Source organism: Rhodococcus sp. NPDC060084 (assembly GCF_042730335.1).
Lineage (GTDB): Bacteria > Actinomycetota > Actinomycetes > Mycobacteriales > Mycobacteriaceae > Rhodococcus.
The window spans coordinates 55,962-78,991 of record NZ_JBHWWX010000015.1; the positions used below are offsets into that span (position 1 = coordinate 55,962).

General features: G+C 71.4%; 24 protein-coding genes and 1 pseudogene. 16 read left to right on the forward strand and 9 right to left on the reverse strand.

The annotated features are described in order from the left end of the window. Positions 1-34 precede the first annotated feature (34 nt). Positions 35-637, forward strand: coding sequence for a hypothetical protein (locus tag ACFWBU_RS10810; protein ID WP_378528233.1), 603 nt, complete (start codon positions 35-37; stop codon positions 635-637). 21 nt (positions 638-658) lie between these two features. Here ACFWBU_RS10810 and ACFWBU_RS10815 read toward each other — a convergent pair whose 3' ends face one another. After that, positions 659-991, reverse strand: coding sequence for a hypothetical protein (locus tag ACFWBU_RS10815; RefSeq protein ID WP_378528234.1), 333 nt, complete (start codon positions 989-991; stop codon positions 659-661). 183 nt (positions 992-1,174) lie between these two features. Between ACFWBU_RS10815 and ACFWBU_RS10820 the strand changes: the two genes are divergently transcribed. The 5 genes from ACFWBU_RS10820 (at position 1,175) to ACFWBU_RS10840 (ending at position 6,203) form a co-directional block, all read left to right on the forward strand. Further along, on the forward strand, positions 1,175-1,513 hold the full coding sequence (locus tag ACFWBU_RS10820; RefSeq protein ID WP_169622300.1) for an RNA polymerase-binding protein RbpA: 339 nt from the start codon (positions 1,175-1,177) through the stop codon (positions 1,511-1,513). Between the two features lie 260 nt (positions 1,514-1,773). Further along, entirely contained in the window at positions 1,774-2,148 is a 375-nt protein-coding gene (locus ACFWBU_RS10825; protein WP_169622299.1) for a chorismate mutase family protein, read from the forward strand. Between the two features lie 7 nt (positions 2,149-2,155). Continuing rightward, a complete protein-coding gene (gene pabB / locus ACFWBU_RS10830; protein WP_378528235.1) occupies positions 2,156-4,279 on the forward strand; it encodes an aminodeoxychorismate synthase component I in 2,124 nt (707 codons plus the stop codon). Further along, positions 4,276-5,205 carry a prephenate dehydrogenase dimerization domain-containing protein gene (locus tag ACFWBU_RS10835; RefSeq protein ID WP_378528236.1) on the forward strand — a complete coding sequence of 310 codons (930 nt, stop codon included), beginning with the start codon at positions 4,276-4,278 and terminating at the stop codon, positions 5,203-5,205. Before pabB ends, ACFWBU_RS10835 begins: the two co-directional genes overlap by 4 nt. Then, the gene (locus ACFWBU_RS10840) at positions 5,202-6,203 is read left to right on the forward strand and encodes a diiron oxygenase (protein WP_378528237.1); all 1,002 of its coding nucleotides are present in this window, start codon (positions 5,202-5,204) and stop codon (positions 6,201-6,203) included. Before ACFWBU_RS10835 ends, ACFWBU_RS10840 begins: the two co-directional genes overlap by 4 nt. A gap of 21 nt (positions 6,204-6,224) precedes the next feature. Here the strand turns inward: ACFWBU_RS10840 and ACFWBU_RS10845 are convergent, their stop codons facing one another. From ACFWBU_RS10845 to ACFWBU_RS10860, 4 genes are read right to left on the reverse strand one after another with little or no spacing between them, the layout of a single operon-like run. Beyond that, complete coding sequence (locus ACFWBU_RS10845) at positions 6,225-7,004, reverse strand: polyprenol monophosphomannose synthase (protein WP_169622296.1); 780 nt, start codon at positions 7,002-7,004, stop codon at positions 6,225-6,227. Further along, complete coding sequence (gene lnt / locus ACFWBU_RS10850; RefSeq protein ID WP_378528263.1) at positions 7,004-8,581, reverse strand: apolipoprotein N-acyltransferase; 1,578 nt, start codon at positions 8,579-8,581, stop codon at positions 7,004-7,006. The genes ACFWBU_RS10845 and lnt overlap by 1 nt, the downstream gene beginning before the upstream one ends. 53 nt (positions 8,582-8,634) lie before the next feature. Beyond that, the gene (locus ACFWBU_RS10855) at positions 8,635-10,245 is read right to left on the reverse strand and encodes an amidohydrolase (protein ID WP_378528238.1); all 1,611 of its coding nucleotides are present in this window, start codon (positions 10,243-10,245) and stop codon (positions 8,635-8,637) included. Between the two features lie 19 nt (positions 10,246-10,264). After that, positions 10,265-10,828, reverse strand: coding sequence for an FxsA family protein (locus tag ACFWBU_RS10860; RefSeq protein WP_378528239.1), 564 nt, complete (start codon positions 10,826-10,828; stop codon positions 10,265-10,267). 154 nt (positions 10,829-10,982) lie between these two features. Here ACFWBU_RS10860 and ACFWBU_RS10865 point away from each other — a divergent pair, with 154 nt between their 5' ends. From ACFWBU_RS10865 to ACFWBU_RS10875, 3 genes are read left to right on the forward strand one after another with little or no spacing between them, the layout of a single operon-like run. Next, the gene (locus tag ACFWBU_RS10865) at positions 10,983-11,750 is read left to right on the forward strand and encodes a TSUP family transporter (RefSeq protein WP_169622378.1); all 768 of its coding nucleotides are present in this window, start codon (positions 10,983-10,985) and stop codon (positions 11,748-11,750) included. 21 nt (positions 11,751-11,771) lie between these two features. Then, positions 11,772-13,283 carry a TldD/PmbA family protein gene (locus tag ACFWBU_RS10870; protein ID WP_378528240.1) on the forward strand — a complete coding sequence of 504 codons (1,512 nt, stop codon included), beginning with the start codon at positions 11,772-11,774 and terminating at the stop codon, positions 13,281-13,283. Further along, complete coding sequence (locus tag ACFWBU_RS10875) at positions 13,280-14,650, forward strand: metallopeptidase TldD-related protein (RefSeq protein WP_378528241.1); 1,371 nt, start codon at positions 13,280-13,282, stop codon at positions 14,648-14,650. Before ACFWBU_RS10870 ends, ACFWBU_RS10875 begins: the two co-directional genes overlap by 4 nt. Before the next feature lie 13 nt (positions 14,651-14,663). Here ACFWBU_RS10875 and ACFWBU_RS10880 read toward each other — a convergent pair whose 3' ends face one another. Both ACFWBU_RS10880 and ACFWBU_RS10885 read right to left on the reverse strand, forming a co-directional pair. Further along, entirely contained in the window at positions 14,664-15,197 is a 534-nt protein-coding gene (locus ACFWBU_RS10880) for a glutathione peroxidase (RefSeq protein ID WP_378528242.1), read from the reverse strand. A gap of 150 nt (positions 15,198-15,347) precedes the next feature. Continuing rightward, entirely contained in the window at positions 15,348-15,785 is a 438-nt protein-coding gene (locus ACFWBU_RS10885; protein WP_378528243.1) for a PPOX class F420-dependent oxidoreductase, read from the reverse strand. Positions 15,786-15,885: 100 nt separating this feature from the next. Between ACFWBU_RS10885 and ACFWBU_RS10890 the strand changes: the two genes are divergently transcribed. From ACFWBU_RS10890 to ACFWBU_RS10910, 5 genes and pseudogenes are all read left to right on the forward strand, one after another. Further along, the gene (locus ACFWBU_RS10890) at positions 15,886-16,674 is read left to right on the forward strand and encodes a precorrin-3B synthase (protein WP_378528244.1); all 789 of its coding nucleotides are present in this window, start codon (positions 15,886-15,888) and stop codon (positions 16,672-16,674) included. 73 nt (positions 16,675-16,747) lie between these two features. Continuing rightward, complete coding sequence (locus tag ACFWBU_RS10895) at positions 16,748-18,250, forward strand: dihydrolipoyl dehydrogenase family protein (protein ID WP_378528245.1); 1,503 nt, start codon at positions 16,748-16,750, stop codon at positions 18,248-18,250. A gap of 59 nt (positions 18,251-18,309) precedes the next feature. Then, a pseudogene (locus tag ACFWBU_RS10900) lies at positions 18,310-18,423 on the forward strand (VOC family protein); the annotation flags it as partial. A 160-nt stretch (positions 18,424-18,583) separates the two neighbouring features. Further along, positions 18,584-19,078 carry a nitroreductase/quinone reductase family protein gene (locus tag ACFWBU_RS10905; RefSeq protein ID WP_378528246.1) on the forward strand — a complete coding sequence of 165 codons (495 nt, stop codon included), beginning with the start codon at positions 18,584-18,586 and terminating at the stop codon, positions 19,076-19,078. 178 nt (positions 19,079-19,256) lie between these two features. Then, a complete protein-coding gene (locus ACFWBU_RS10910; RefSeq protein WP_378528264.1) occupies positions 19,257-19,547 on the forward strand; it encodes a WhiB family transcriptional regulator in 291 nt (96 codons plus the stop codon). A 69-nt stretch (positions 19,548-19,616) separates the two neighbouring features. On the opposite strand, the gene ACFWBU_RS10915 is transcribed toward ACFWBU_RS10910, so the two are convergent. Continuing rightward, positions 19,617-20,363, reverse strand: a complete 747-nt coding sequence (locus ACFWBU_RS10915) for an SDR family NAD(P)-dependent oxidoreductase (protein ID WP_378528247.1) — start codon at positions 20,361-20,363, stop codon at positions 19,617-19,619. 94 nt (positions 20,364-20,457) lie between these two features. Between ACFWBU_RS10915 and ACFWBU_RS10920 the strand changes: the two genes are divergently transcribed. After that, complete coding sequence (locus ACFWBU_RS10920) at positions 20,458-20,853, forward strand: PPOX class F420-dependent oxidoreductase (protein WP_378528248.1); 396 nt, start codon at positions 20,458-20,460, stop codon at positions 20,851-20,853. Between the two features lie 13 nt (positions 20,854-20,866). Here the strand turns inward: ACFWBU_RS10920 and ACFWBU_RS10925 are convergent, their stop codons facing one another. Next, positions 20,867-21,997, reverse strand: a complete 1,131-nt coding sequence (locus ACFWBU_RS10925; RefSeq protein WP_378528249.1) for a M24 family metallopeptidase — start codon at positions 21,995-21,997, stop codon at positions 20,867-20,869. Between the two features lie 35 nt (positions 21,998-22,032). Between ACFWBU_RS10925 and ACFWBU_RS10930 the strand changes: the two genes are divergently transcribed. Further along, positions 22,033-23,013 (forward strand): 5'-3' exonuclease H3TH domain-containing protein, encoded by a 981-nt coding sequence (locus ACFWBU_RS10930; RefSeq protein ID WP_378528250.1) that lies wholly within the window; start codon positions 22,033-22,035, stop codon positions 23,011-23,013. Positions 23,014-23,030 lie beyond the last annotated feature (17 nt).

A 23,030-nucleotide genomic window follows, 5' to 3' on the forward strand; every position in this document is an offset into this window, starting at 1 on the left:
ACGACTTCTCACAGCCGACCCGAAGGAGCCTCAGATGCCGCGTCGCCGGACCGTTCGTATTCTCGGCGCCCTGTTCGCCACCGCACTGGCCGTCGCCCTGCCCGCGCAGGCCGCCGCCGAGCCCGCTCCGCCGGGCCTGCCCCTCGACCAGCTGCGGGCCGCTGCCGCACCCGACCCGGACGCCCTTCGCGCCGTGGACGACATGCTGGGCGCCGGAACGGGGTCGGCGCTGTTCGCGCCGCCGCCGCGCAACACTCCGCAGCCGTTCATGCAGCCCGCCCCCACCCTCGGACCCGGCTGCGGTGGCGGCCTCGTGCCGTACGCCATGACCACCGGCTGGGTGCAACCGGGCCCCAACGTGAACCCGGACGTGCAGATCGGGCAGCTCAAGATCTTCGTGGCACCGACCATCCCCGTCACCCCTGCGGCCGCCGACCTCAAATTCGTCTGGCTCAACATGGAGACCTTCCGCGGCGGCATCGAGACCCTCGACGACAAGGCCGGCGGGGTGCCGCAACTGTCGAAGACGGTCAACACCGGCACCGGCCCCGTGCTGGCGGCGCTGTTCGGTTCGATCAACTACACCAATGGTGCGTTCTGCCAGGTGGTGTTCACGATGGGCGGGTTCTTCGCCTGACGCCCGGCCGGGCGGGTTCGGTCAGCGGATCCGCTCGGCGTCCCGGGCGAGGGACACCAGATCGGTACACAACCGGCCCAGTTCCGCCACGTCGGCGCCCTCGGCGACCGCAGTGGCGACATCTTCGGCGGCGCAGCGCACCAGATAGGCGCGGTCCGCCAGCGATTCCACCTCGGCGGCGGTGAGTACCACCGCGTCCTCGGGCAGCCCCGCCTCGCGGGTGGTGTTGCGTTGCTCGTACGCGCGTTGCCGGCACGACTGCCGGCAGTACCGGCGGCGCCGGCCCGTCCCGATCTCCGGGACCGGGCGTCCGCACCACAGGCAGCTGCCCGGCGGACGGGTGCGGTCGGTCATGTCCGGACACTTTACCGACGCTGTGGAGGCGGCCGGTAATGTGGTGTATCCGGCCTCGAGGCGGGCCGCGGGAACGGAATCGGCCCCGTCGACGTTGACATGAGGTGAACGTTGATCCCGCGTGGGCGCCCGCCTGCAAGGCGGACCCACCAGCGGGTGGAGCACACAAGAGAGGACACCACCATGGCAGATCGTGTACTGCGAGGCAGCCGGCTCGGCGCGGTGAGCTACGAAACCGACCGTGACCACGATCTGGCGCCGCGGCGGATCGCGCGCTATCGCTGCGACAACGGCGAAGAGTTCGATGTTCCGTTCGCCGACGAAGCCGAGATCCCCGGCACCTGGATGTGCAAGAACGGGCTGGAAGGCACCCTCGTCGAGGGCGCGGCACCCGAGCCGAAGAAGGTCAAGCCGCCGCGCACGCACTGGGACATGCTGCTCGAACGCCGCTCCGTCGAAGAACTCGAGGTCCTGCTGCAGGAACGCCTCGATCTGATCAAGGCGAAGCGCCGCGGCGCCTGACAGGCCCGGCCAGCACCACCTCCGAATGCCGTTGCGGGAATTGTTCCCGCAACGGCATTCGCCTTTTGTCTGCGGTATCGGCCGGCACGCTTTTCCGTCCCGGACGCAATTGCATTGCCGGAGTGGCACAAATCCATCAATTGTCGGCACCCCGTTCGGCTGCGTGCAATCATGAGCGAATACCAACCGACGAGTCGGGCACCGTCGAACACTTCACGATCCGACCCCCACCCCCGGGGGCTGTACAGGGGTGAGCGCACGTGAACGACAGGCATACCGCGGCGGATACGACGACCGCACCGACACCGGAAACCGAACTCGACGCTCTGCGCACCGAACTCGACCGAGTCGACCGCGCACTGCTCGACGACGTCCGCGACCGGCTGGCGCTCTGCGCCCGCGTCGCGGAAATCAAACGGCGCCACAACATCGCGGTGCTCCAACCCGGCCGGATGCAGGCTGTGCATCGCCGAGCCCAGGACTACGCGCACCGTAACGGACTGTCCGGCGACTTCGTCGAAGCGCTCTACACCCTGCTCATCGGAGAAGCCTGCCGGCTCGAAGACGACATCGTCGCCGCCGCGGGCGCCGACACCGGTCCGCGCCCGGCGCGCTCCGGGGACCCCCAGATCTGAGGCCGCCATGTCTGCGCCGCCACCGACCCGAACCCTGCTGGTCGACAACTACGACTCGTTCACCTACAACCTCTACAGCCTGCTCTCCCGCGTCAACGGAGTTCCCCCGGTCGTGGTCACCAACGACACCGTGTGGGACGAACTGGGGCTGCACCGGTTCGACAACATCGTCGTCTCCCCCGGCCCGGGACGCCCCGACCGGCCCCGCGACTTCGGGATCAGCGACCGCATCCTCGCCGACTCCGGGCTGCCGGTCCTGGGCGTGTGCCTCGGCCACCAGGGGTTGTGCCAGCTGTTCGGCAGTGCGGTGGTGCCCGCCCCCGAGCCGGTACACGGCCGGATCAGCCGGATCGTGCACGACGGCACCGGTCTGTTCGCCGGGATCCCGTCCCCGTTCGACGCGGTCCGCTACCACTCGCTGATCGCCGAGCACGTCCCCGACCAGCTCGTCGCCACCGCCTACACCGACGACGGGCTGCTGATGGCGGTCGAGCACCGGAACCGGCCGCTGTGGGGAGTGCAATTCCATCCCGAATCGATCTGCACCTGCTACGGCACCGAACTGCTCGGCAACTTCCGGGCCGCCACCCCGGCCCGGACACCGATCACCGTCAGCGCCCCTCGGTCACCGGAACCGGCCCCACCCCGATATGTGCTCGACACCCGGGTCCTCGACTTCCACCCGGCGCCGCACGCCGTCTACGAAACACTCTTCGCCGACGACCCGCACAGCTTCTGGCTCGACGGCTCCGTCACCACCGAACCCGGCTCCCGGTTCACGGTGATGGGCGACGGGTCCGGCCCCCGCGCCGAGTTCGTCACCTACAGCGTCGCCGAAACCCTGGTGCGCGAATACCGTGCGGGTGCGCCCGTCGCCGAGTACCACCGCACCTTCTTCGACCACCTCGATGCGCGGCTCGCCGAACGGCGCATCACCCCCCGCGACGATCTGCCGTTCGCGTTCGCACTCGGATACGTCGGCTATCTCGGTTACGAACTCAAGGCCGACGCCGGCGGGCAACTGGTGCACACCTCCCCGATCGCGGACGCCTCGATGGTGTTCGCGGACCGTGCGGTCGTCCTCGACCACGAGGCGGGCCGCTGCTATCTCCTGGCGTTGTCGGACGAACCCGACGATCCCGCGTCCGTCGCGTGGTTCGACGCCACCGCCGCGGCGCTCGCCGCGCTCGCCGACACCGATGTTCTCGCCCCGACGGCGGTGCCGTTGCTGCGTGACGAACACGATCTGCAGATCCGGTTGCGGCACACCCCGGCGCACTACCTGGAGATGATCGGGCAGTGCCAGAGCGAGATCCGCAGCGGCGAGACGTACGAGGTGTGCCTGACCAACACCGCGACCGTCGACCGCACCATCGATCCGCTGCGCACCTACCGGACACTGCGGGAGATCAGCCCCACCCCGTACAGTGCGCTGCTGCACTTCCCGGAGGTGGCGGTACTCAGCGCCTCCCCGGAACGGTTCCTGCGGATCGGCACCGACGGCATCGTGGAGTCGAAACCGATCAAGGGCACCCGGCCCCGGGGCCGCAGCGCAGCCGAGGACGCCGCACTGCGCGACGGTCTGCTCGTCAGCGAGAAGGACCGCTCCGAGAACCTGATGATCGTCGACCTGGTGCGCAACGACCTCTCCCGGGTGTGCCAACCGGGTTCGGTGCACGTGCCGAAACTCTTCGACATCGAAACCTATTCCGCCGTACACCAACTCGTCTCCACCGTGCGCGGGACCCTGCGCCCCGACGTTACCGCCGTGGACTGTGTGCGCGCCGCATTCCCCGGCGGGTCCATGACCGGCGCACCGAAACTGCGCACCATGGAGATCATCGACAAATTCGAGGACGGTCCGCGCGGGGTGTATTCCGGGGCGATCGGCTACCTGTCCCCCACCGGCACCGCCGACCTGTCGATCGTGATCCGCACGATGGTCGCCACCGACCATCAGGTCACCTTCGGTATCGGCGGCGCGATCGTCGCGCTGTCGGACCCGGACGACGAACTCGAGGAAACGCTCGTCAAATCGCTGGTGATGCGGCGCTGCCTGGCCGAGACCGACGCCGATCCCGCCGACGGCAACGCCGCACTCCGCGCCCGACCCGACGGCACCGCGCCGTGACCGCCGGCGGACCAGGCCGCGTCGTCGTGGCGGGGGGCTGCGGTGCGGTCGGCGCGATGCTCACCGCGGCCCTGTCCGGCGACGGCCACCGCGTGCTGGCGATCGACCCCGGCGCTCCGGCCGCGACGACCGGCACAGCCGGCGCCGCGGTGCTGCCCGGTGACATCGCCGCGCCCACCCGGGACGTCGCGGCGGCGGTGCGCGCGGCGCCGACGGTGATCCTCGCCGTCCCCGACGCCGTCGCCGTGGCCGCGCTGCCCGCCCTGGCCGGGTTGCTGCACCCCGAGGCGCTGCTGGTGGAGACCCTGTCGGTGAAAACCCCGTTCGCTGCGGCGCTGGGTACCGGCCTGCCGGACCGGGAGTCGCTCGGTATCAATCCGATGTTCGCTCCGGCGCTCGGCTGGGCCGGGCGCCCCGTACTCGCGGTGCGGCACCGGGACGGCCCCGCAGTCGGGGCGTTCGTCGACGCGGTAGACCGCTGGGGTGCGCGGGTCGTGGAGGTCGGCGCCGCCGAGCACGACCGCGCGACGGCGACCACTCAGGCGCTGACCCACGCGGTGGTTCTCGCCTTCGGCGGTGCCCTCGACCGGCTGGGACCGCCGACGGCCGCGACCGCCGCCGCTCCCCCGCCGCACGTGCTGCTGCGGGCGCTGCTCGCGCGGATCGCCTCCGGCACACCGGCGGTGTATCACGACATCCAGGTGGCCAATCCGTACGCCGTGGACGCCCGCCGCGCCCTGCGCGCCGCCCTGGACGAACTCGATGCGGCCGAGGACCCGGAGCGGTTCGCGGCGCTGACCGCACGCGGCTACCGCGCCCTCGGCGACGACCGCGAGCAGTACCGGGCACTGTGCGGGGAACTGTTCGGCCTGCTCCCGTCGGACCTGCACGAACCGAACGCCGTGCGAAACGAGGTGTCGCCGTGACCGATCGCGAGGCAGCGAAGCTGCGGGCCCGGTTGCGGCCCCCGGAGCTTCCCGGCCACGACACCGGCGACCCGGTCGCCGCCGCGGTGATTCGCGGCCTGACCCGGTCGTGGCCGCGGCGCGCCGCAGTGAAGAAATCCGAACCCGACCTCGATGCGCTGTTCGAATCCGCGCGCGACGACTTTCCCGACACGCTGCTGCCGTTCCACACCCATCCCCGGTACCTCGCACTCGACGAGCCCGCCCGCGCGCGGCTGCGGGCGTGGGGGTGGATCGCCTACAACAAGAACGTCATCGACATCGAGCAGTACGTGGTCAATCCCGGTTTCGGGCTGATCACCTCCGACGTGTTCGGTCTCGCTCCGCCGGACACCGTGGTCGTCGGGGTGATGCAGGCGATGGTCGACGAGCAGTACCACACCCTCATGCACCAGAACGCCAATGCGCTCACCCGCCGCGGGCGTGGCTGGGCATTGCCCGACGCGGTACTCCCCGCCTGCCGCACCCTGCGCGCACACCGCGCGGAGTTGCAGCGCGCCGTCGATCCGCGGCACGCGGCGCTGGTGCAACTGGCGTTCACCACGGTCGCCGAGACGTCGATCAGCGCGTATCTCGCGCTGTTCACCAGCGACGAGACCGTGCAACCGGTCAACCGGGCCACCGTCGCAGTCCACCGGCGCGACGAACTGTGCCACGCCACCCTCACCGGGGAATTGTTCACCACGGTGTTCACCGAACTGGACGCCGCAGACCGTGAGTTGTTGTTCGACGCGCTCGCCGCCGGGGTCGATGCCTTCACCGGCGGCGACATGACCACCTGGGCGGCGATCGTCGCGCACGAACAGGTCCCCGGCGGCCGGGAACTGATCGCGGACACCGCCGCGGCGACCGCGCACCAACCGGTGGTACAGGACTGCAGCGCGATCCGCCGCCTGTGTGCGTCCGTCGGCGCCGGCGACACGTTCGACGCGCACCGTGCCCGGCGAGGCCGGTCCTGACGTGCGCGGCTGGGCCGGCGGTCAGTTGCGCTGCAGCAGCGCCCGCACCCGCTCGTAGCGGCTGCGCAGCCCCCACAGCGTCACCCGCAGCAATGCCTCCTGCACGATGTTCCCGCTCATCTTCGACTCCCCGATCTCCCGTTCGGTGAACGTGATCGGCACCTCGGCGACGGTGAACCCCGCCTGCAGCGTCCGCCACGCCAGATCCACCTGGAAGCAGTAGCCGTGGGAGGCGATCGCGTCGAGATCGAGGGTTTCGAGCACCTCGCGGCGGTAGGCGCGGTATCCCCCGGTGATGTCGCTGACGTTCACCCCGAGCGCGAGACGCGAATAGATGTTGCCGCCGCGCGAGAGCACCTCGCGGTGCCACGGCCAGTTCACCACGGTGCCACCCGGCACGTACCGGGAGCCGAGCACCAGATCGGCGCCCGCGTCGACGCGCTCGAGCAGCAGATGCAGCTGTTCGGGGGCGTGGCTGCCGTCGGCGTCCATCTCCACCAGCACGGTGTAGTCGCGGTCCAGTCCCCACCGGAACCCGGCGATGTAGGCGGCGCCGAGCCCGTTCTTCTCGGTGCGGTGCATCACGTGGATGCGGTCGTCCGCGGCGGCGAGGCCGTCGGCGATCGCACCGGTGCCGTCGGGGCTGCCGTCGTCGACGATCAGCACGTCGGTGCCGGGCAGGGCGGCGTGCAGCCGCTCGACGATCCGACCGATGTTGTCGCGCTCGTTGTACGTCGGAATGATCACCAGGGTGCGGGCGCTGGGTGCGCTGTCGTTCCCGGCCGGCGTCGCCGATGCCATCAAAGGTCCTCCCTGTCGAACCGGCCGGGGGCCGGTGCTCCTGCGGTGCCGGGCGCGGGGTCTGCTCCCGGACCGGCGTTCTGACGTCGGCTACGCACGAGGGCGAGACCGGCGGCGACCACGGCACCGACACAGAGCACGAGCTCCGGGATCGGTCCGAGCCGACTTGCCAGCGTAACGTCTGCCCGCAACGGCACCTGCGCCACCAGGGCTGCGGGCTCGAACAGCGGGGTGCGTTGCTGCACCGACCCGTCCGGATCGACGATGGCGCTGACCCCGCTGGTGGCGGCGACCACAACGGTGCGGCCGTGTTCGACCGCCCGCACCCGTGACATCGCCAGCTGCTGATACGTCATCTCGGTGTCGCCGAAGGTCGCGTTGTTGGTGGGCACCGCGAGCAGTTGCGCACCCGCGTCCACCGAATCGGAGAACGCCCGATCGAAGGCGACCTCGTAGCAGGTCGCGACCCCGATGGTGATGCCGTCCGCGGTGACCGCCCCGTCCCCGTCGCCGGGTACGAAGTTGCCGGCGCGGTCGGCGTACTCGGAGAACAGACGGAAGAACGAGCGGTAGGGCAGATACTCCCCGAACGGCTGGATGATCCGTTTGTCGTGCTGCTCTCCGGGTCCGGCTTCCGGGTCCCACACGATCACCGAGTTGCTGGTGGTGCCGTCGTCGTTGCGCAGCACCGTGCCGACCAGGATCGGCGCCTGTACCGCTGCCGCCGCGGCCGTGATGTCGCGGGCGGCGTCGGCGTTGCGCAGCGGGTCGATGTCGGATGCGTTCTCCGGCCAGATCACCACATCGGGTTGCGGCACCGCGCCGGCGCGCACGTCCGCGGCCAGTTCCAGGGTCCGCGCCACATGGTTGTCGAGCACCGCTTTGCGTTGCGCGTTGAAGTCGAGGCCCAGTCGCGGCACGCTGCCCTGGATCGCCGCGACCGTCACCACCGGCGAGTCGGCGGGGTCGGTGCGCAGCAGCGGCCACACCGCCAGCGCGGCCAGGGGCGCGAGCGCCGCCCACGCCGCGGCCCGCACGGCGCCCCGCCGGTCGAGGCGGGCACCGTTGCTGCGCACGACGACCGAGACCAACGCGGCGAGACCGGTGCCGGTCAGCGCCACGGCAAACGACACGAGCGGGGCGCCGCCGAGCGCGGCGAGGGACACGAGCACCCCGTCGGGCTGCCCGAACGCGAGCCGCCCCCACGGGAATCCGCCGAACGGTACCGACGCGCGCGCGAATTCGGTGGCGCTCCACGCTGCCGCGATCCACAACGGCGCAGCGGGCAGGGTGCGCAGATGCACCGCCAGTGCCCCGAACAGGCCGACGAACACCGCCTCCGCGGCGGCGAGCGCCAGCCACGGCAGCGGCCCCACATAGACCCCCACCCACGGCAGCAGCGGTACCAGGAACCCGAGTCCGGCGAGGTAGCCGTATCCGAAACCGGCGCGTCGCCGCATCGGTTGCACCGTGAGTACCGCGGTGAGCAGGGCGATGCCGACCGGTGCGAGGAACCACAGCGGTCGCGGCGGGAAACTTGCGAACAGCAGCACTCCGGCGAGCAGCGCCGCGGCCATCCGCAGGCCCACCACGGTGGCGGTCCGCCTCCGTGTCGGGCCGGCCGGTGCGGTCACCGTGCGTACACGACGCGGCCCCGGTGCACGCTGCGCACCAGTACCGGATCGTCGGTGCCGTCGGCGAGGTCGGGCAGCGGCGCGACCCGCGAGCGCGGGTCGGTCGACCAGCGCTGCACGCTGTCCTTGGGGGCGCGTATCACCAGGTCCCCCGCCTCCCACAGCGCGTACGACGCCGGGGCACCCGGATCGAGAGTTCCGGCCATCCCGTCGCGCACGCCACCGGCGCGCCACGCACCGCGGGTCGAGGCGGCGAATGCGGCTCGCGGTGAGATGCCGCTTCCGGGGGTGCGGTGATGCACTGCGGCGCGCAGCATCTGCCAGGGCCGGGGCGGAGTCACCGGCGCGTCGGAACCGAACGCGAGGGACATCCCGGTCGAGGCGATACCGGCGAACGCGTTGAGGGTCGCGGCGCGCGCCGTGCCCAGGCGCTGGGCGTACATCGCGTCGGGTCCGCCCCACAACGCGTCGAACATCGGTTGCATGCTGGCGATCACGCCGTACCGGGCGAGCTGTTCGGCTTGTGCGCCGGTGATGGACTCGACATGCTCGAGACGGTGGCCGCGTGCACCGACCGCCGGTCCGCCCAGTTCTGCGGCGACCGCGTCGAATGCCGCCACGGTGGCGGCGACGGCGGCGTCCCCGATGACGTGGAATCCGGCCTGGATGCCGGCGGTGGTGCAGGCCCGCACGTGGTCGGCGAGTTCCTCGGTGCTCAGGTACGCGGTGCCGTAGCAGTCGGGGCGGTCTGCATACGGTGCGGCGAGCCACGCGGTGTGCGACCCGAATGCGCCGTCCACGAACAGGTCACCGCCGAGTGCGTGCGCACCGGTCGCGGCGAGCAGGGCGGTGGCGTCGTCGGCGGTGCGGACCGCCTGTCCCCAGTAGCCGCGCACCTCCACCGGGTGGTCGGTGGCGAGCAGTTCAGTGAAGTCGTCGCGCCCGGAGATGTCGGGGCCGCCGCATTCGTGGACGGCGACGATGCCGTGCGCGGCGAAGTCGTCGAGCGCGGCGGTGCGGGCCTCGGCCCGTTGCGGTGCGGTGAGCCCAGTGCGGGCCGCGGCGCGCACCGCGTGGTGGGCTGCGGCGGTGACCGGGCGCTGCGGGTGGTAGCCGCCGAGCATGTCGAGCGCGCCGGCGGCCACGCGCAGCGCCGTGGAGGCCGCCGCCGAATGTGCGTCGATCCGTCCCAGGTACACCAGGCGGCCGGGTGCGGCGGCGTCGAGTTCGTCGGTGGTGGGCGGGGTGGGATCGGGCCAGCGGGTTTCGTCCCAGCCGTGCCCCCAGATCACGGCGTCGTCGCGGCCGGCGGCGTACTCCCCTACCCGGCGGAGCACGTCGTCGCGGTTCGCGGCGCCGGTGAGGTCCAGTCCGGTCAGGGCGAGCCCGTGGGCGGTGACATGCACGTGGGTGTCGACGAATCCCGGTGCGACGAACGCGCCGTCGAGGTCGACGATCTCGGCGTCGGGGTGCAGGACGCGTCCGGTGCGGTCCTGCCCGACCCACACGATCGTTCCGTCCGTGACGGCCATCGCGGTGGCGTCGGGTGCGCTCGCACTGTAGATGCGGCCGCCGACGAAGAGCTGGGTGTGCGGTGCTGGACTCACAACTGCCCAGTCTGCCCCGTCACGGGCGGCGGGGCTGCCGCGGGGTGTCGACGATCTCCCCTTCGAGGATTTCGCCGTCCACCACGTCCGGCCGGGTCGTGCCGGCCGGACCGCGGCCGGGGCCACCGGGCAGATGGGGCGCCGCCCCGACGACGGTGTTCTCGACCACCTGACCGTCGACGACCACCAGGCGTTGTCCGCGCCAGGTGGCGGCGTGGGTGCGGGCGGTGCGGGCGGCCACGGCGCGCACCACCGGGCGGAGCAGTGCGCGGCTCGGCAGCAGCAGCACGATGCCCAGGACGGTGGTGATCAAGCCGGGAAGCAGCACGAGGCCGGCTCCGGCGCCGATGAGCGCGCCGTCGGTAAGCATCTTGTCGGGTGAGCCGGTGGGCGGGAGGGGCCCGCTGCGGAGTTTGCCGAGTCCGCGCAGCGCGCGGCGGCCCTGGGCGCCGAGCACCAGATACCCGGCGACGTTGACGGCCAGGAAGATCAGCACGGTGGCGAGGGCGCCGACGGTGGAGCCGAGCCAGGCCAGCACAGCGATCTCCGCGGCGACGTAGACGACGAACAGCAACAGGTACACGCGGGGTCCTTCCGTACGCCGGGTCCGGCGCGAACGTCTCTCGGGTGAGGGACTCGTCTGTTCAACGTACGAGAAGCCGAGTTTGCTCCCGGCGCGGCGCACAGACGCGGAGCCGATCCGGTCGGCGTGCTCGCCCCATGATCGAATGGCGCGCATGGATGTGGGCGACTGGGCCGTGCTGCTGGCCGCGGCGACGGCCGCCGGATGGGTCGATGCGGTGGTCGGCGGCGGCGGGCTGATCTTGTTGCCGGCGCTGCTGCTGGTCGCGCCGCAGTTGGCGCCGCAGGCGGCGCTGGGCACCAACAAGCTCACCGCGATCTTCGGGACCGGCGCGGCGGTGTGGACCTTCGCGCGCCGGATTCCGTTGCGGTGGTCGGTGCTGGCGCCGGCCGCGCTGGTCGCGGCGGTCTTCGCCGGGGCGGGCGCGGCCGCGGTGTCGCTGATCGACCGCGAGGTGTTCATCCCGATCGTGATCGTGGTGCTCGTCGGGGTGGCGGTGTTCGTCGCGGCCCGGCCCAAGCTCGGCTCCGGAACGGAGCAGCACCGCCCGAGCGCGACACGCATCGTGACGGTGATCGTCGGCGCAGCGGCGGTGATCGGGTTCTACGACGGCATCCTCGGCCCGGGCACCGGCACCTTCCTGATCCTCATCTTCGCGGCGATGCTCGGCAGCGAGTTCGTCAAGTCCGCCGCGATGGCGAAGGTGATCAACCTCGGTTCGAACGTGGGCGCACTGGCGGTCTTCGCAATCGGCGGGCACGTGTGGTGGACCCTCGGGCTGACCATGGCGGTGTGCAACGTCGCCGGGTCGATGCTCGGCTCCCGGATGGCGTTGCAGCGCGGTGCCGGGTTCGTGCGGGTGGTGCTGCTGGTCGTGGTTGTCGCGATGGCGGTGCGGCTCGGCTTCCAGCAGTTCGGCTGAGACAGTCGCTACGGTAGGCCGGTGACCGGTGTGGACGACGATTTTCTGGCGCTGCCGCTGCGGGCCGCCGCCGATGCGGCACTGTCGGTGGCTCGCGCCGCCGGCGCCACGCATGCCGATGTGCGGGTACAGCGGGTACGCACCCACTCCCTGACGCTGCGCGACGGAGCGGTGCAGGCCGCGGTGGACGGCACCGACTGCGGGCTCGCGGTGCGGGTCCTCCTCGACGGCACCTGGGGGTTCGCGTCGCACCCGGTGCCGGGACCGGCGGGGGCGGCGGACGCGGCGGCGCGGGCGGTGGCGGTCGCCCGGGCGGTGCGGCCGCTGAACCGGGACCCGGTGCAATGGGCGGACGAGCCGGTGTACCGGGACGCGGTGTGGACCTCCGCGTACGAGATCGACCCGTTCGCCGTGCCCACCACCGACAAGGTGGCGCTGCTCGGCGATTTCTCCCGCCGCCTCCTCGACGCGGCCGGCGTCGACCATGTCACCGCCGGCGTGGAGGAGGTCAAGGAGCAGACGTTCTACGCCGATCTGGCCGGATCGTCGATCACCCAGCAGCGGGTGCGGGTGCACCCGCAACTCGAGGCCGTCACCGTGGACCGCCGGGCGGGCACCTTCGAGTCGATGCGCACCCTGGCGCCGCCGGTCGGGCGCGGCTGGGAGTACCTGAGTTCCGACACCCACTGGGACTGGACGGACGAACTGGACCGGCTCCCCGGCCTGCTGGCCGAGAAAGCGCAGGCGCCGTCGGTGACGGCCGGTCCGACGGACGTGGTGATCGACCCCACCAACCTGTGGCTGACCATCCACGAATCGGTCGGGCACGCCACCGAGTACGACCGGGCGATCGGCTACGAAGCCGCGTACGCCGGCACGTCGTTCGCGACCCCCGATCGGCTGGGCACGCTGCGGTACGGCAGCGACGCGATGCATGTGACCGCCGACCGCACCACCGCGCACGGCCTCGCCACCACCGGGTTCGACGACGACGGGGTCGCCGCCCAGTCGTGGGATCTGGTGCGCGACGGGGTGCTCGTCGGCTATCAGCTCGACCGGGCATTCGCGCCGAAACTCGGGGCGGCGCGATCGAACGGCTGCGCCTACGCCGACTCCGCCCACCACGTGCCGATTCAGCGGATGGCGAACGTCTCGCTGCAACCGGACCCCGTCGTCGATCGCAGCACCGCCGACCTGATCGCCGGTGTCGAGGACGGCCTGTACATCGTCGGGGACCGGAGCTGGTCGATCGACATGCAGCGCTACAACTTCCAGTTCACCGGTCAGCAGTTCCACCGGATTCGCGGGGGCCGGCTCGTCGGGCAGGTCCGCGACGTGGCGTATCAGGCGACCACCACCGAGTTCTGGGGTGCTCTCGAGGCGGTCGGTGGGCCGTCCACCTGGCGACTCGGCGGCGCCATGAACTGCGGGAAGGCGCAACCGGGCCAGGTCGCCTCCGTCAGCCACGGGTGCCCGTCGGTGCTCGTGCGCGGCGTCAACGTGCTCAACACCGTGCAGGAAGGCAGCCGATGATCCCCGCAGCGGATCTCGTGGAGGTGGCGCTCGCCGCGTCCACGGCCGACGAGACGATCGTTCTGGTCGACGACACCGAGGAAGCAGCGCTGCGGTGGGCGGGCAACTCGATGACCACCAACGGGTCGACGCGTGCGCGGACGGCGACGGTGATCGCGCTGCGGCACACGACATCCGGTACCCGGTGCGGCATCGTGACCGCGCCGCTGGTGCACCGCGGTGAGGTCGCGGCGGTGACCGAGGCCGCCGACGCCGCGGCCCGCGCCGCCCCACCGGCCGGCGACGCCGTGCCGCTCGTCGCCGGCGACGGGACACCCGCCGACTGGGACGCACCGGCCGGACGCACCGGCATCGACGTGTTCGATCCCGTCATAGGTGCTCTGGCACACGGTTTCGACGGATCCGATGCGCTGTACGGGTTCGCGGAGCATCGGGTGCGCACCACCTGGCTGGGGACCTCGACGGGGCTGCGGCGGCGCTGGACGCAACCCGACGGGTCCCTCGAGATCACCGGCAAACGTGGCGGACTCGACGGTGCCAGCGCGTGGGTCGGGGCGGGGACCACCGATTTCACCGATGTTCGGATGGACCGGTTGCTCGAGGACCTGTCCCGGCGACTGGACTGGGCCGCGACGTCGGTGTCGGTGCCGGCGGGGCGTTACGAGACGGTGTTGCCGCCGTCGGCGGTGGCCGACCTGATGATCTACCTGATGTGGTCGATGGAGGGCCGGAGCGCACACGAGGGCCACACGGTGTGGTCGGGTCCGCGCGGCACCCGTATCGGCGACACCCTCACCGACCTGCCGCTGACGTTGACTTCCGATCCGGCGGCCCCGGGCCTGCAGTACGCCCCGTTCGTCACGGCCACCGCCTCGTCCGACGCGGTGTCGGTGTTCGACAACGGATTACCGGCCGGGCGGGTCGACTGGATCCGGGACGGCGCGGTCCACGCGTTGACCTATCCGCGCGCCGCGGCCGCCGAGTTCGCAGCAACACCCACCGCGCCCGGCCACAATCTGCTGCTCACCGGCGGAACCGGCGCGTCGCTCGACGACATGATCGCCGGCACCGAACGCGGACTGCTGCTCACCACGCTGTGGTACCTGCGCGATGTCGACCCGGCCACGTTGCTGCTGACCGGGCTGACCCGCGACGGGGTTTACCTGATCGAGGACGGGCAGGTCCGGGGCGCGGTCGGCAACTTCCGGTTCAACGAGTCCCCGGTGACGCTGCTGGGCCGCGCCACCGAGGTCGGGGCCACCGAACGGACCCTGCCGCGGGAGTGGAAGGACTGGTTCACCCGCACCGCGATGCCGCCGATGCGCATCCCGGACTTCCACATGTCGTCGGTCAGCGCCGCACGCTGACGACTTCCCGGCGCTACAGCAGGGCGTCGAGTCGGGTGCCGATCTCGTCGGGCCCGACGGTCGGTTCGAACCGGGTGACCACCTCACCGTCGGGGTCGACGAGGAACTTGGTGAAGTTCCACTTCACCTCGTCGGTCCCGATGGCCTCGGGCCGGGTCTTGCTGACGTGATCGAACAGGAACCCGTGCTCGGGACCGAAGTCGCCGGGCGCGGCGCTGCGCAGATACCGGTACAGCGGGTCGGCGTCGTCGCCGTTGACGTCGATCTTGCCGTAGACGGGGAACGTCACGTCGTAGGTGAGGCTGCAGAACTCCTGGATCTCCGCGTCGGTGCCCGGTTCCTGCTCGCCGAACTGGTTGCAGGGGAACCCGATGATGCGCAAGCCGCGGTCGGCGGTGTCGCGGTGCAACTTTTCGAGGCCCTCGTACTGCGGTGTCAGCCCGCACTTGCTGGCGACGTTGACGATGAGCAGATACGAACCCGCGTACTCACCGAGCGAGGCGGTCTCTCCCTGGGCGGTACGAACGGTGAAGTCGTGCACGGTCATGCGGTCTCCTGCCGGAAATGGCGATTCGGGTCGGACGAGATGGGTGTCACAGCAAAACTACGTCACCGCGATCACGTCGACGCTGTGGCCGATATCACGCGATCGTGCCTGAGTAGTGGGTACGCCGCATCGTTTCCCCGTGCCGTTCGGTTACTGCGGCGCGGTGGTGCCGGTGTCCGTACCGGTACCGGGGTCGAGGGAGCACGCCAGCCCTACCGTCCCGGTGCGGCCGCGGCGCAGCACGCTCGCGCCGACGATGAGCCGGCCGAGCAGACCGTACTTCCGGGCGATCACCGACCGCGCATGGGCGGTCTGTTCGGCATCGAGGATCACCCCGGTACCGGGGACCGCAGCCGACTTCGCGTTGCCGCGTGGGTCGCACACCGCCAGCGTCAGCCGCGGGTCGCGCCGCAACCGGCGCACCTTGTAGGCATCGGCTTCCGTCCACACCAGCAGGCGATCCCCGTCGGGCGCGGCCCACACAGGGGTGCCCACCGGCGACCCGTCCTTCCGGAACGTGGTCAGCAGGACGTACTTGGCTGCGGAGAGCTCGGCGAAGGAGGGTCGGCCGGAGCGAGTTTCGGACATGCGGACACCCTACGGTCTGTTCCGGCTCGGTCGCGTATCGACGCCGCACCTACGCGGTGAAGCCTTGGTCGTCGCCCGCCCGACGCTCTAGCCTGTGTGCATGCCCGACACCGCTGTCGAAATCCACTTGTCCGGCGGCGTGCTCACCGCAGCGCAGTTGCGCGCCCTCGCCGAACTCGCCGACGCTCACGGCGGCGGCAGTCTGCACCTGACCGGTCGGGCGCAGGTCCGGCTGCACGGCGACACCGAACAGATCACCGAGCGACTCGGCGCGATCGGGCTCAGCGCCGATGCGCCGACTCGTTCCCGGGTGCTCGCGTCGCCTTTGAGCGGCCGTCTCGAGGGGCACCGCGACATCCGCCCACTGCTTCGTGCCGTCGCCGCCCGCCTGCACGAGACCCCGGAGCGCGGTGCCCGGATCTACGGCATCGACGACGGTACCGGCGACATCGTGGCGCTGGCCCCGCACATCGCGGTGCTCGCCCGCCCCGACGGCCGGATGGCGGTGGTGCGCGACGGTGCCGACACCGGTTTGCGCATCGATCCGGAGGCTGCCGTCGACATCCTGTTCGCCGAGACCCCACCGGACGGGACCCCTGATGCGGCGGAGCCGCTGCCCTCGCCGCCCCCCGCCCCGATCGGGTGGCTCGACCAGAGCGACGGCGGGGTCACCCTCGCCGGTGGTCTCCCCGGTGGAGTGCTGCCGTCGCGACTCGCCGAGTTCCTCGCCGCGGTGGAACGCCCCGTCGTGATCACCCCGTGGCGGTCGGTGCTGTTGTGCGACCTCGACGAGTGGACCGCCGAGCAGATCGTGCGGGTGCTCGCCCCGATGGGTCTGGTGTTCGACGCCGGTTCCTCGGAGTTGGACGCACGCACCGACCGGGACTGATTCACCGCTCGGGCGCTGGGCCGATCCCACAGAACGGGTCCGCGAGCGGTGCACGCCGCCTACCGTGAATCGGGTGACCCGCGCCGACAGTTCCCCCGGGCCCCGCGATCCCGGTACCACCGACGACACCTACGACGTGATAGTGCTCGGCGGGGGTCCCGCCGGAGAGAACGCCGCGCAGTACGCCGTATCGGGGAGCGAGCGCACCGTCGCCCTGGTGGAACACGAACTGGTCGGCGGCGAATGCTCCTACTGGGCGTGCATGCCGTCGAAGGCACTGTTGCGACCCAGCCAGGTGCTGGCGACGGCGCGGCACATGCCCGGCGTCGGCGACAAGGTCAGCGCCCATGGCGTCGACGTGCCCGCCGTGCTCGCCCGCCGCGACGGGTTCACTCACGACCGGGACGACAGCTCACAGGTGGACTGGGCCCGCTCGGCGGGCATCGACGTGGTGCGCGGACGCGCGGCGCTGGCCGGGGAACGCACCGTCGCCGTCACCGGCGCCCATCCCGATCGGCCCCGCGTCCTCCGCGCTCGGCACGCGGTGGTCCTCGCCACCGGCACCGTCGCCGTCGTTCCCGACACCCCTGGTCTGCGCGCGGCGTTGCCGTGGATTTCCCGCGATGCGACCAATCTGCTGGAGATCCCGCGGCGCGTGCTCGTCGTCGGCGGCGGTGTGGTCGCCTGCGAAACCGCCACCTGGCTGCGGCAACTCGGCGTCGAGGAATTGACGATGGTGGTACGCGGATCACGGCTGCTTCCCCGCGTCGAACCGTTCGCCGCCGACGCCGTCACCGACGCGCTGAGGACTCACGGCATCACGGTCCGGCACCACGCCACGATCCGGCAGGTCGAGCGCCCCGACGTGCGTGAAACCGGAATCGGCCGGATCCACGGCGGTCCGGTCACCGTCGAACTCGACGACGGCACCCGCCTCGAGGTCGACGAGATCGTGGTCGCGACCGGCCGACGCCCGACCACCAGCACTCTGGGTCTCGACACGGTCGGCCTGGCCGCCGACGCGGCGATCACCGTCGACGACCATCTCACCGTCGAGGGCGTGGACGGCGACTGGCTCTACGCCGTTGGCGATGTCGCCGGCCGCGCCGCCCTGATGACCCACATGGGCAAGTACCAGGCGCGGGTGTGCGGGGACGTGATCGCCGCCCGCGCGGAAGGCCGCCCCCTCGACGGATCGCGGTACCGGGCGAGCGCCGACCACGGGCAGGTCCCCCAGGTGATCTTCACCGACCCCGAGATCGCCGCCGTGGGACGCACCGCCGAGCAGGCCCGCGCCGACGGTGTCGACGTCGAGGTGCTCGAGGCGGACATCGATGTGGCCGGCGCTGCGCTGTCCCGGGACGACTTCACCGGCCACGCCGCGCTGGTCGTCGACCGCGCCACCGACACCCTGGTCGGGGCGACCTTCGTCGGCACCGACGTGAGCGAACTCGTGCACGCCGCGACGATCGCTCTCGTCGGGCGGGTACCGCTCGACACGCTGTGGCATGCCGTGCCGTCGTACCCGACGGTCAGCGAGGTGTGGCTGCGGCTGCTCGAAGCCCGCCGCTCCTGACGGCGGTTCGTCGGGTTTGTACAAGACAGGTGGGTACCTGATGTCCGACCGTGGGACACATGACCGACAAAGTGACTCCCGTACCCGAGGGTTACACCGCCCTCACGCCTTTCCTCGTCGTGGAGGGCGCAGCATCCGCGATCGATTTCTACTGCGATACCTTCGGCACGACCGGTGCGTGTGGTCATCGGTGGTGGTTCAGTGCCCGCACAGCGGGCAATATGCAACCGAGCTTTCGGAACCCGACTTCATCGTCCGATCGGTTGACGGATGGTGGACGGTCGGGGGATGCGCCGGCACCGTGTCACCGAGCACGCTAGGAGGGTGGATCCGATGAATGCACTGCAGCGGACGCTCGCGCGGGGCTTCGGTGGCCTCACCCGACGGATGTACCAGGGCGGCCGACCGGGGTCGGTGGCTCGCGCGATGAACGGGTTCGCGAGCCGCCAGTACGCGGCAGGGCTGCTGTCCCCCAGCTATGCGATGACCCTCGAAGTGACCGGGCGGCGCAGTGGCCAGCCGGTGACTCTGCCCGTGGTGGTAGCCGACTTCAACGGGCAGCGGTATCTCGTGTCGATGCTCGGCGAGGCCAATTGGGTGCGCAACGTGCGCGCCGCCCGGGGCCGCGCTGTCCTGCACCGTCATGGCAGCGACACGGTGCACCTCGCGGAGGTCGACCCGGGCGAACGTGCCCCGATCCTGCGCCGCTACCTCGAGCTCGCGCCCGGCGCGCGACCTCATTTCCCGATCGACCGGCACGCCCCCGTCGCCGAATTCGAGCGGATCGCGGATCGGTATCCGGTGTTCCGGGTCGACGCCGTCGGCTAGCGCGGCAGGGTGCCGCGGGTTCGTCCGGGGCAGCAGCCGAGTCCCGAAGGACACCGGCCGCACCGGTCTCCGCACTCCATACCTCGCGCGAGCCCCGACGACGCGCCCGCGCGTTCCCTCATCGATCGAACCGTCAGGAGCCCTCGTGTCGACCGAAAACCTTTGGACCGCATCGCGTGTGGGTGACCGTGTCGTCAGCGCGGACGTCGACGGGCTTCCGTGTCACGGTGACGACCCCGATCTGTGGTTTGCCGAGGCGCCTGGAGATCTCGAACTTGCGAAATCCCTGTGCACCGGGTGTCCCGTGCGTGCGCGCTGCCTTACGGCGGCATTGGCCCGCGAAGAGCCGTGGGGGGTGTGGGGCGGCGAGATCATCGATCACGGTGTGATCGTCGCCCGCAAACGTCCGCGTGGACGACCGCGCACGACGGCAATCACCGAGTCGCGCAAAGAACTGGTGCGCGCCTGAAGCGGCTGCCCGGCCCCCGACGCGGATCCCCACCGAATCGAGCAGAACCCGAAAGCTCGACGCCACCGGTCAACGCGGCAGTCGCCGCCAGATCGCCCGCGGCAGCAACCGCATCCCGAAGAACACCGGGCGCAGCAGGCCCGGCACCCACACCTCCCCGCGACCGCGGCCCAGCGCACGCACCACCGCGTCCGCGACCTGCGACGGTGTGCTCGAAAACGGTGCGGGGCTCATCCCTTCGGTCATCCGCCCGATCACGAATCCGGGGCGGACCAGCAGCAGCGACACCCCACTGCCGTGCAATGCGTCCGCTAAGCCCGACGCGAATCCGTCCAGGCCGGCCTTCGCCGACCCGTACACGTAGTTGGCGCGCCGCACCCGCACTCCCGCCACCGACGAGAACACCACGATCCGTCCCGAGCCCTGCCCGCGCAGCAACGACGCCAGCCGCGTCGCCAACGCGACCTGCGCCACGTAGTCGGTGTGCACGATCGCCACCGCGTGCGCAGCATCGGTTTCGGCGCGGGCCTGGTCACCGAGGATCCCGAACGCCAGGACCGCCACATCGATCGGCCCGTACGTAGCCACCAGGTCGTCGAGCACCTGCTGGTGCGTGTCGAGCGCGTCGGCGTCGAACTCGGCAGTGTGCACCGCAGTCGCACCCGCCGCGACCACTGCGTCCTTCTCCGCGGCGAGGTCGTCGGCACGCCGCGCGGCGATGATCACGGTGCGGCCGGGCGCGAGCCGACGGGCTACTTCGATCCCGATCTCGCTGCGGCCTCCGAATACGACGACAGTTCCCGGTGCGCTGTTCATGCCCGTCAGTCTCGCGCCCCCGGGGGTGCATCGGTACCGCCGGGTCCCCTTGTGCCGCCGCCGCGGCGGTCGCGGGCGCTCTAGGCTTCCGGGCATGGTTCACACCCCCGAGGCGCTCGGCGACCGTGCCTTGCAGTTCCTGTCCGAATACCATCTCGGCACCCTGACGACGTTGCGGGCCGACGGCACCCCGCACGTGGTGGCGGTGGGGTTCACCTGGGATCCCGACGCGCAGGTGGCGCGGGTGATCACCAACGCCGGGTCGCAGAAGGCCCGCAACGCCGCCCGCGGCGGCTACGGCGCGGTGAGCCAGGTCGACGGGGGCCGCTGGCTCACCTTGGAAGGTCCCGCCCGGGTCCGCGACGACGCCGACGCCGTCGCCGAAGGGGTCGCCCGTTACGCCCGCCGGTACCGGCAGCCACGGGAGAACCCGACCCGCGTGGTCGTGGAGATCGCGGTGGCCCGGGTGATGGGCTCGGTGCTGGACTGACCGGCCGGGACGCTCAGGCGGGCAGCACCGTCAACCCGTGCGGCCGCAGATTCATCGACTCGCAGCCGTCCGCGGTGACCACCACGATGTCTTCGATGCGCGCACCCCACTGTCCCCGGAAATAAATACCCGGTTCGATGCTGAACGCCATGCCCGCCTCGAGCGTCTCGGTGTTGCCGCCGACGATGTACGGCTCCTCGTGGACCGACAGGCCGATGCCGTGCCCGGTGCGGTGCACGAACACCTCCCCGAAACCTTCGGCGGTGAGCAGATCGCGCGCCGCGGCATCGACCGCTTCGGCGGTGATCCCGGGGCGCACCGCGTCCACCGCGGCCTGCTGCGCCGCTTCGAGCACCGCGATCTTACGGGCGATCTCCGGGTCGGGCTCGCCGATGCTGTAGGTACGGGTGGAATCGGAGTTGTAGCCCGCTTCCACGGGTCCGCCGATGTCGATCACCACGATGTCTCCGGCTTCGATGACCCGGTCGGACACCTCGTGGTGCGGGTCGGCGCCGTGCGGACCGGACCCGACGATCACGAACGCCGCCTCGGTGTGACCCTCGGCGAGGATCGCGGCGCTGATGTCCGCGGCGACCTGCGCCTCGGTGCGACCGGCGCGTAGCCACTCCCCCATGCGGGCGTGCACGCGGTCGATGGCGGCTCCGGCGCGGCGCAGCGCGTCGATCTCGTCGTCGTCCTTGAGCATCCGCAGTTGCCGGATCACCGGGGTCGCCAGCACCGGGGTGCCGTCGAACCGGGCCGCGAGCGGCACCAGATGCAGTGCCGGCATGGCCTCGGCGACCGCGACGTTGCGCGCGCCCGGCAGCAACTCCGCGACCAGCGCATACGGGTCCTGCCCGTCCACCCAGTCGCGGATCGGCAGCGTGAGGTCGGCGACCGCCGACCCGTTCAGCGACGCCAACTCGAGGCGCGGCACCACCACGGTCGCCGGGGACCCGTCGGTTGGGATCACCAGGCAGGTCAGCCGCTCGAACGACTCGGCGCGCGACCCGATCAGGTACCGCAGGTCGGGACCCGGGGTGATCAGCAACGCGTCGAGCCCGGCGGCGGCGCCCAGTTCGGCGGCGCGAGCGAGGCGGGTTCCGTAGCGGGCGGCGGGAAATCGGGATTCGGCGGTGCTCATGATCCCCAGCGTATCGGTCCGACCCGAATGGCAGGATGTGGTCCGTGACCGCACCCGAGACGTCCCCGCCGACCGTTCCGCAGCCGACGCTCCTGCTGCTCGACGGCGCCAGCCTGTGGTTCCGCGCCTTCCACGCGTTGCCGGAGTCGATGACCGCACCCGACGGCACGCCCGTCAACGCGGTCCGCGGTTTCGTGGACATGGTGGCGTCGCTGATCCGCCGGCACCGGCCGACCCGGCTGGTGGTGTGCCTGGATCTGGACTGGCGTCCGGCGTTCCGGGTCGCCGCGGTCCCCAGCTACAAGGCACACCGGGTCGCGGCCGGATCGGACGGCACCGTCGAAGAAGTCCCCCCGGCGCTGCTGCCGCAGGTCCCGGTGATCCTCGAGGTGCTCGCGGCTGCGGGGATCGCCACCGGCGGGGCCGCCGGCTTCGAGGCCGACGACGTGCTGGGCACCCTCGCCGCCCGAGAGCGCACCGATCCGGTGGTTGTGGTCAGCGGCGACCGCGATCTGCTGCAGGTCGTCGCCGACACCCCGGTCCCGGTGCGGGTGCTCTACGTCGGTCGCGGCCTGGCCAAGGCCGAACTGTTCGGTCCCGCGGAGGTTGCGGACCGCTACGGGGTGCCGGCCGACCGTGCCGGTGTCGCCTACGCCGAACTGGCGGCGCTGCGCGGCGACCCGTCGGACGGGTTGCCCGGCGTCAAGGGTGTCGGGGAGAAGACCGCGTCCGGGTTGCTGCTGCAGTACGGCTCGCTCGCGGCGGTCCGCGCGGCCGTCACCGACGACAGCTCGCGGTTGTCGCAGGGCATGCGCGCGAAGCTGGCCGCGGCCGCCGAGTATCTCGATGCGGCGCTGCCGGTGGTGCGGGTCGTCACCGACGCGCAGGTGCAGATGTCGCGGCCTGATGTGCTGCCGCAGGTCCCCGCCGACCCCGCCCGACTCGACGACCTGGCGCGCCGGTGGGGTGTGGAACGGCCGGTGACCTCGCTCGTCGCGGCGCTCGCCGGGCAGTGACCGATTGCGAGGCCGAT

Bases quoted from the DNA above. Each gene is read 5' to 3' on its own strand.
- ACFWBU_RS10915 (WP_378528247.1), bottom strand. From the start codon at position 20,363: ATGAACAGCGCACCGGGAACTGTCGTCGTATTCGGAGGCCGCAGCGAG.
- ACFWBU_RS10890 (WP_378528244.1), top strand. From the start codon at position 15,886: ATGCCCGACACCGCTGTCGAAATCCACTTGTCCGGCGGCGTGCTCACC.
- ACFWBU_RS10925 (WP_378528249.1), bottom strand. From the start codon at position 21,997: ATGAGCACCGCCGAATCCCGATTTCCCGCCGCCCGCTACGGAACCCGC.
- lnt (WP_378528263.1), bottom strand. From the start codon at position 8,581: ATGGCCGCGGCGCTGCTCGCCGGAGTGCTGCTGTTCGCAAGTTTCCCG.
- ACFWBU_RS10920 (WP_378528248.1), top strand. From the start codon at position 20,458: ATGGTTCACACCCCCGAGGCGCTCGGCGACCGTGCCTTGCAGTTCCTG.
- ACFWBU_RS10880 (WP_378528242.1), bottom strand. From the start codon at position 15,197: ATGACCGTGCACGACTTCACCGTTCGTACCGCCCAGGGAGAGACCGCC.
- pabB (WP_378528235.1), top strand. From the start codon at position 2,156: ATGTCTGCGCCGCCACCGACCCGAACCCTGCTGGTCGACAACTACGAC.
- ACFWBU_RS10820 (WP_169622300.1), top strand. From the start codon at position 1,175: ATGGCAGATCGTGTACTGCGAGGCAGCCGGCTCGGCGCGGTGAGCTAC.
- ACFWBU_RS10865 (WP_169622378.1), top strand. From the start codon at position 10,983: ATGGATGTGGGCGACTGGGCCGTGCTGCTGGCCGCGGCGACGGCCGCC.
- ACFWBU_RS10885 (WP_378528243.1), bottom strand. From the start codon at position 15,785: ATGTCCGAAACTCGCTCCGGCCGACCCTCCTTCGCCGAGCTCTCCGCA.
- ACFWBU_RS10930 (WP_378528250.1), top strand. From the start codon at position 22,033: ATGTGGTCCGTGACCGCACCCGAGACGTCCCCGCCGACCGTTCCGCAG.
- ACFWBU_RS10815 (WP_378528234.1), bottom strand. From the start codon at position 991: ATGACCGACCGCACCCGTCCGCCGGGCAGCTGCCTGTGGTGCGGACGC.
- ACFWBU_RS10845 (WP_169622296.1), bottom strand. From the start codon at position 7,004: ATGGCATCGGCGACGCCGGCCGGGAACGACAGCGCACCCAGCGCCCGC.
- ACFWBU_RS10905 (WP_378528246.1), top strand. From the start codon at position 18,584: ATGAATGCACTGCAGCGGACGCTCGCGCGGGGCTTCGGTGGCCTCACC.
- ACFWBU_RS10810 (WP_378528233.1), top strand. From the start codon at position 35: ATGCCGCGTCGCCGGACCGTTCGTATTCTCGGCGCCCTGTTCGCCACC.
- ACFWBU_RS10875 (WP_378528241.1), top strand. From the start codon at position 13,280: ATGATCCCCGCAGCGGATCTCGTGGAGGTGGCGCTCGCCGCGTCCACG.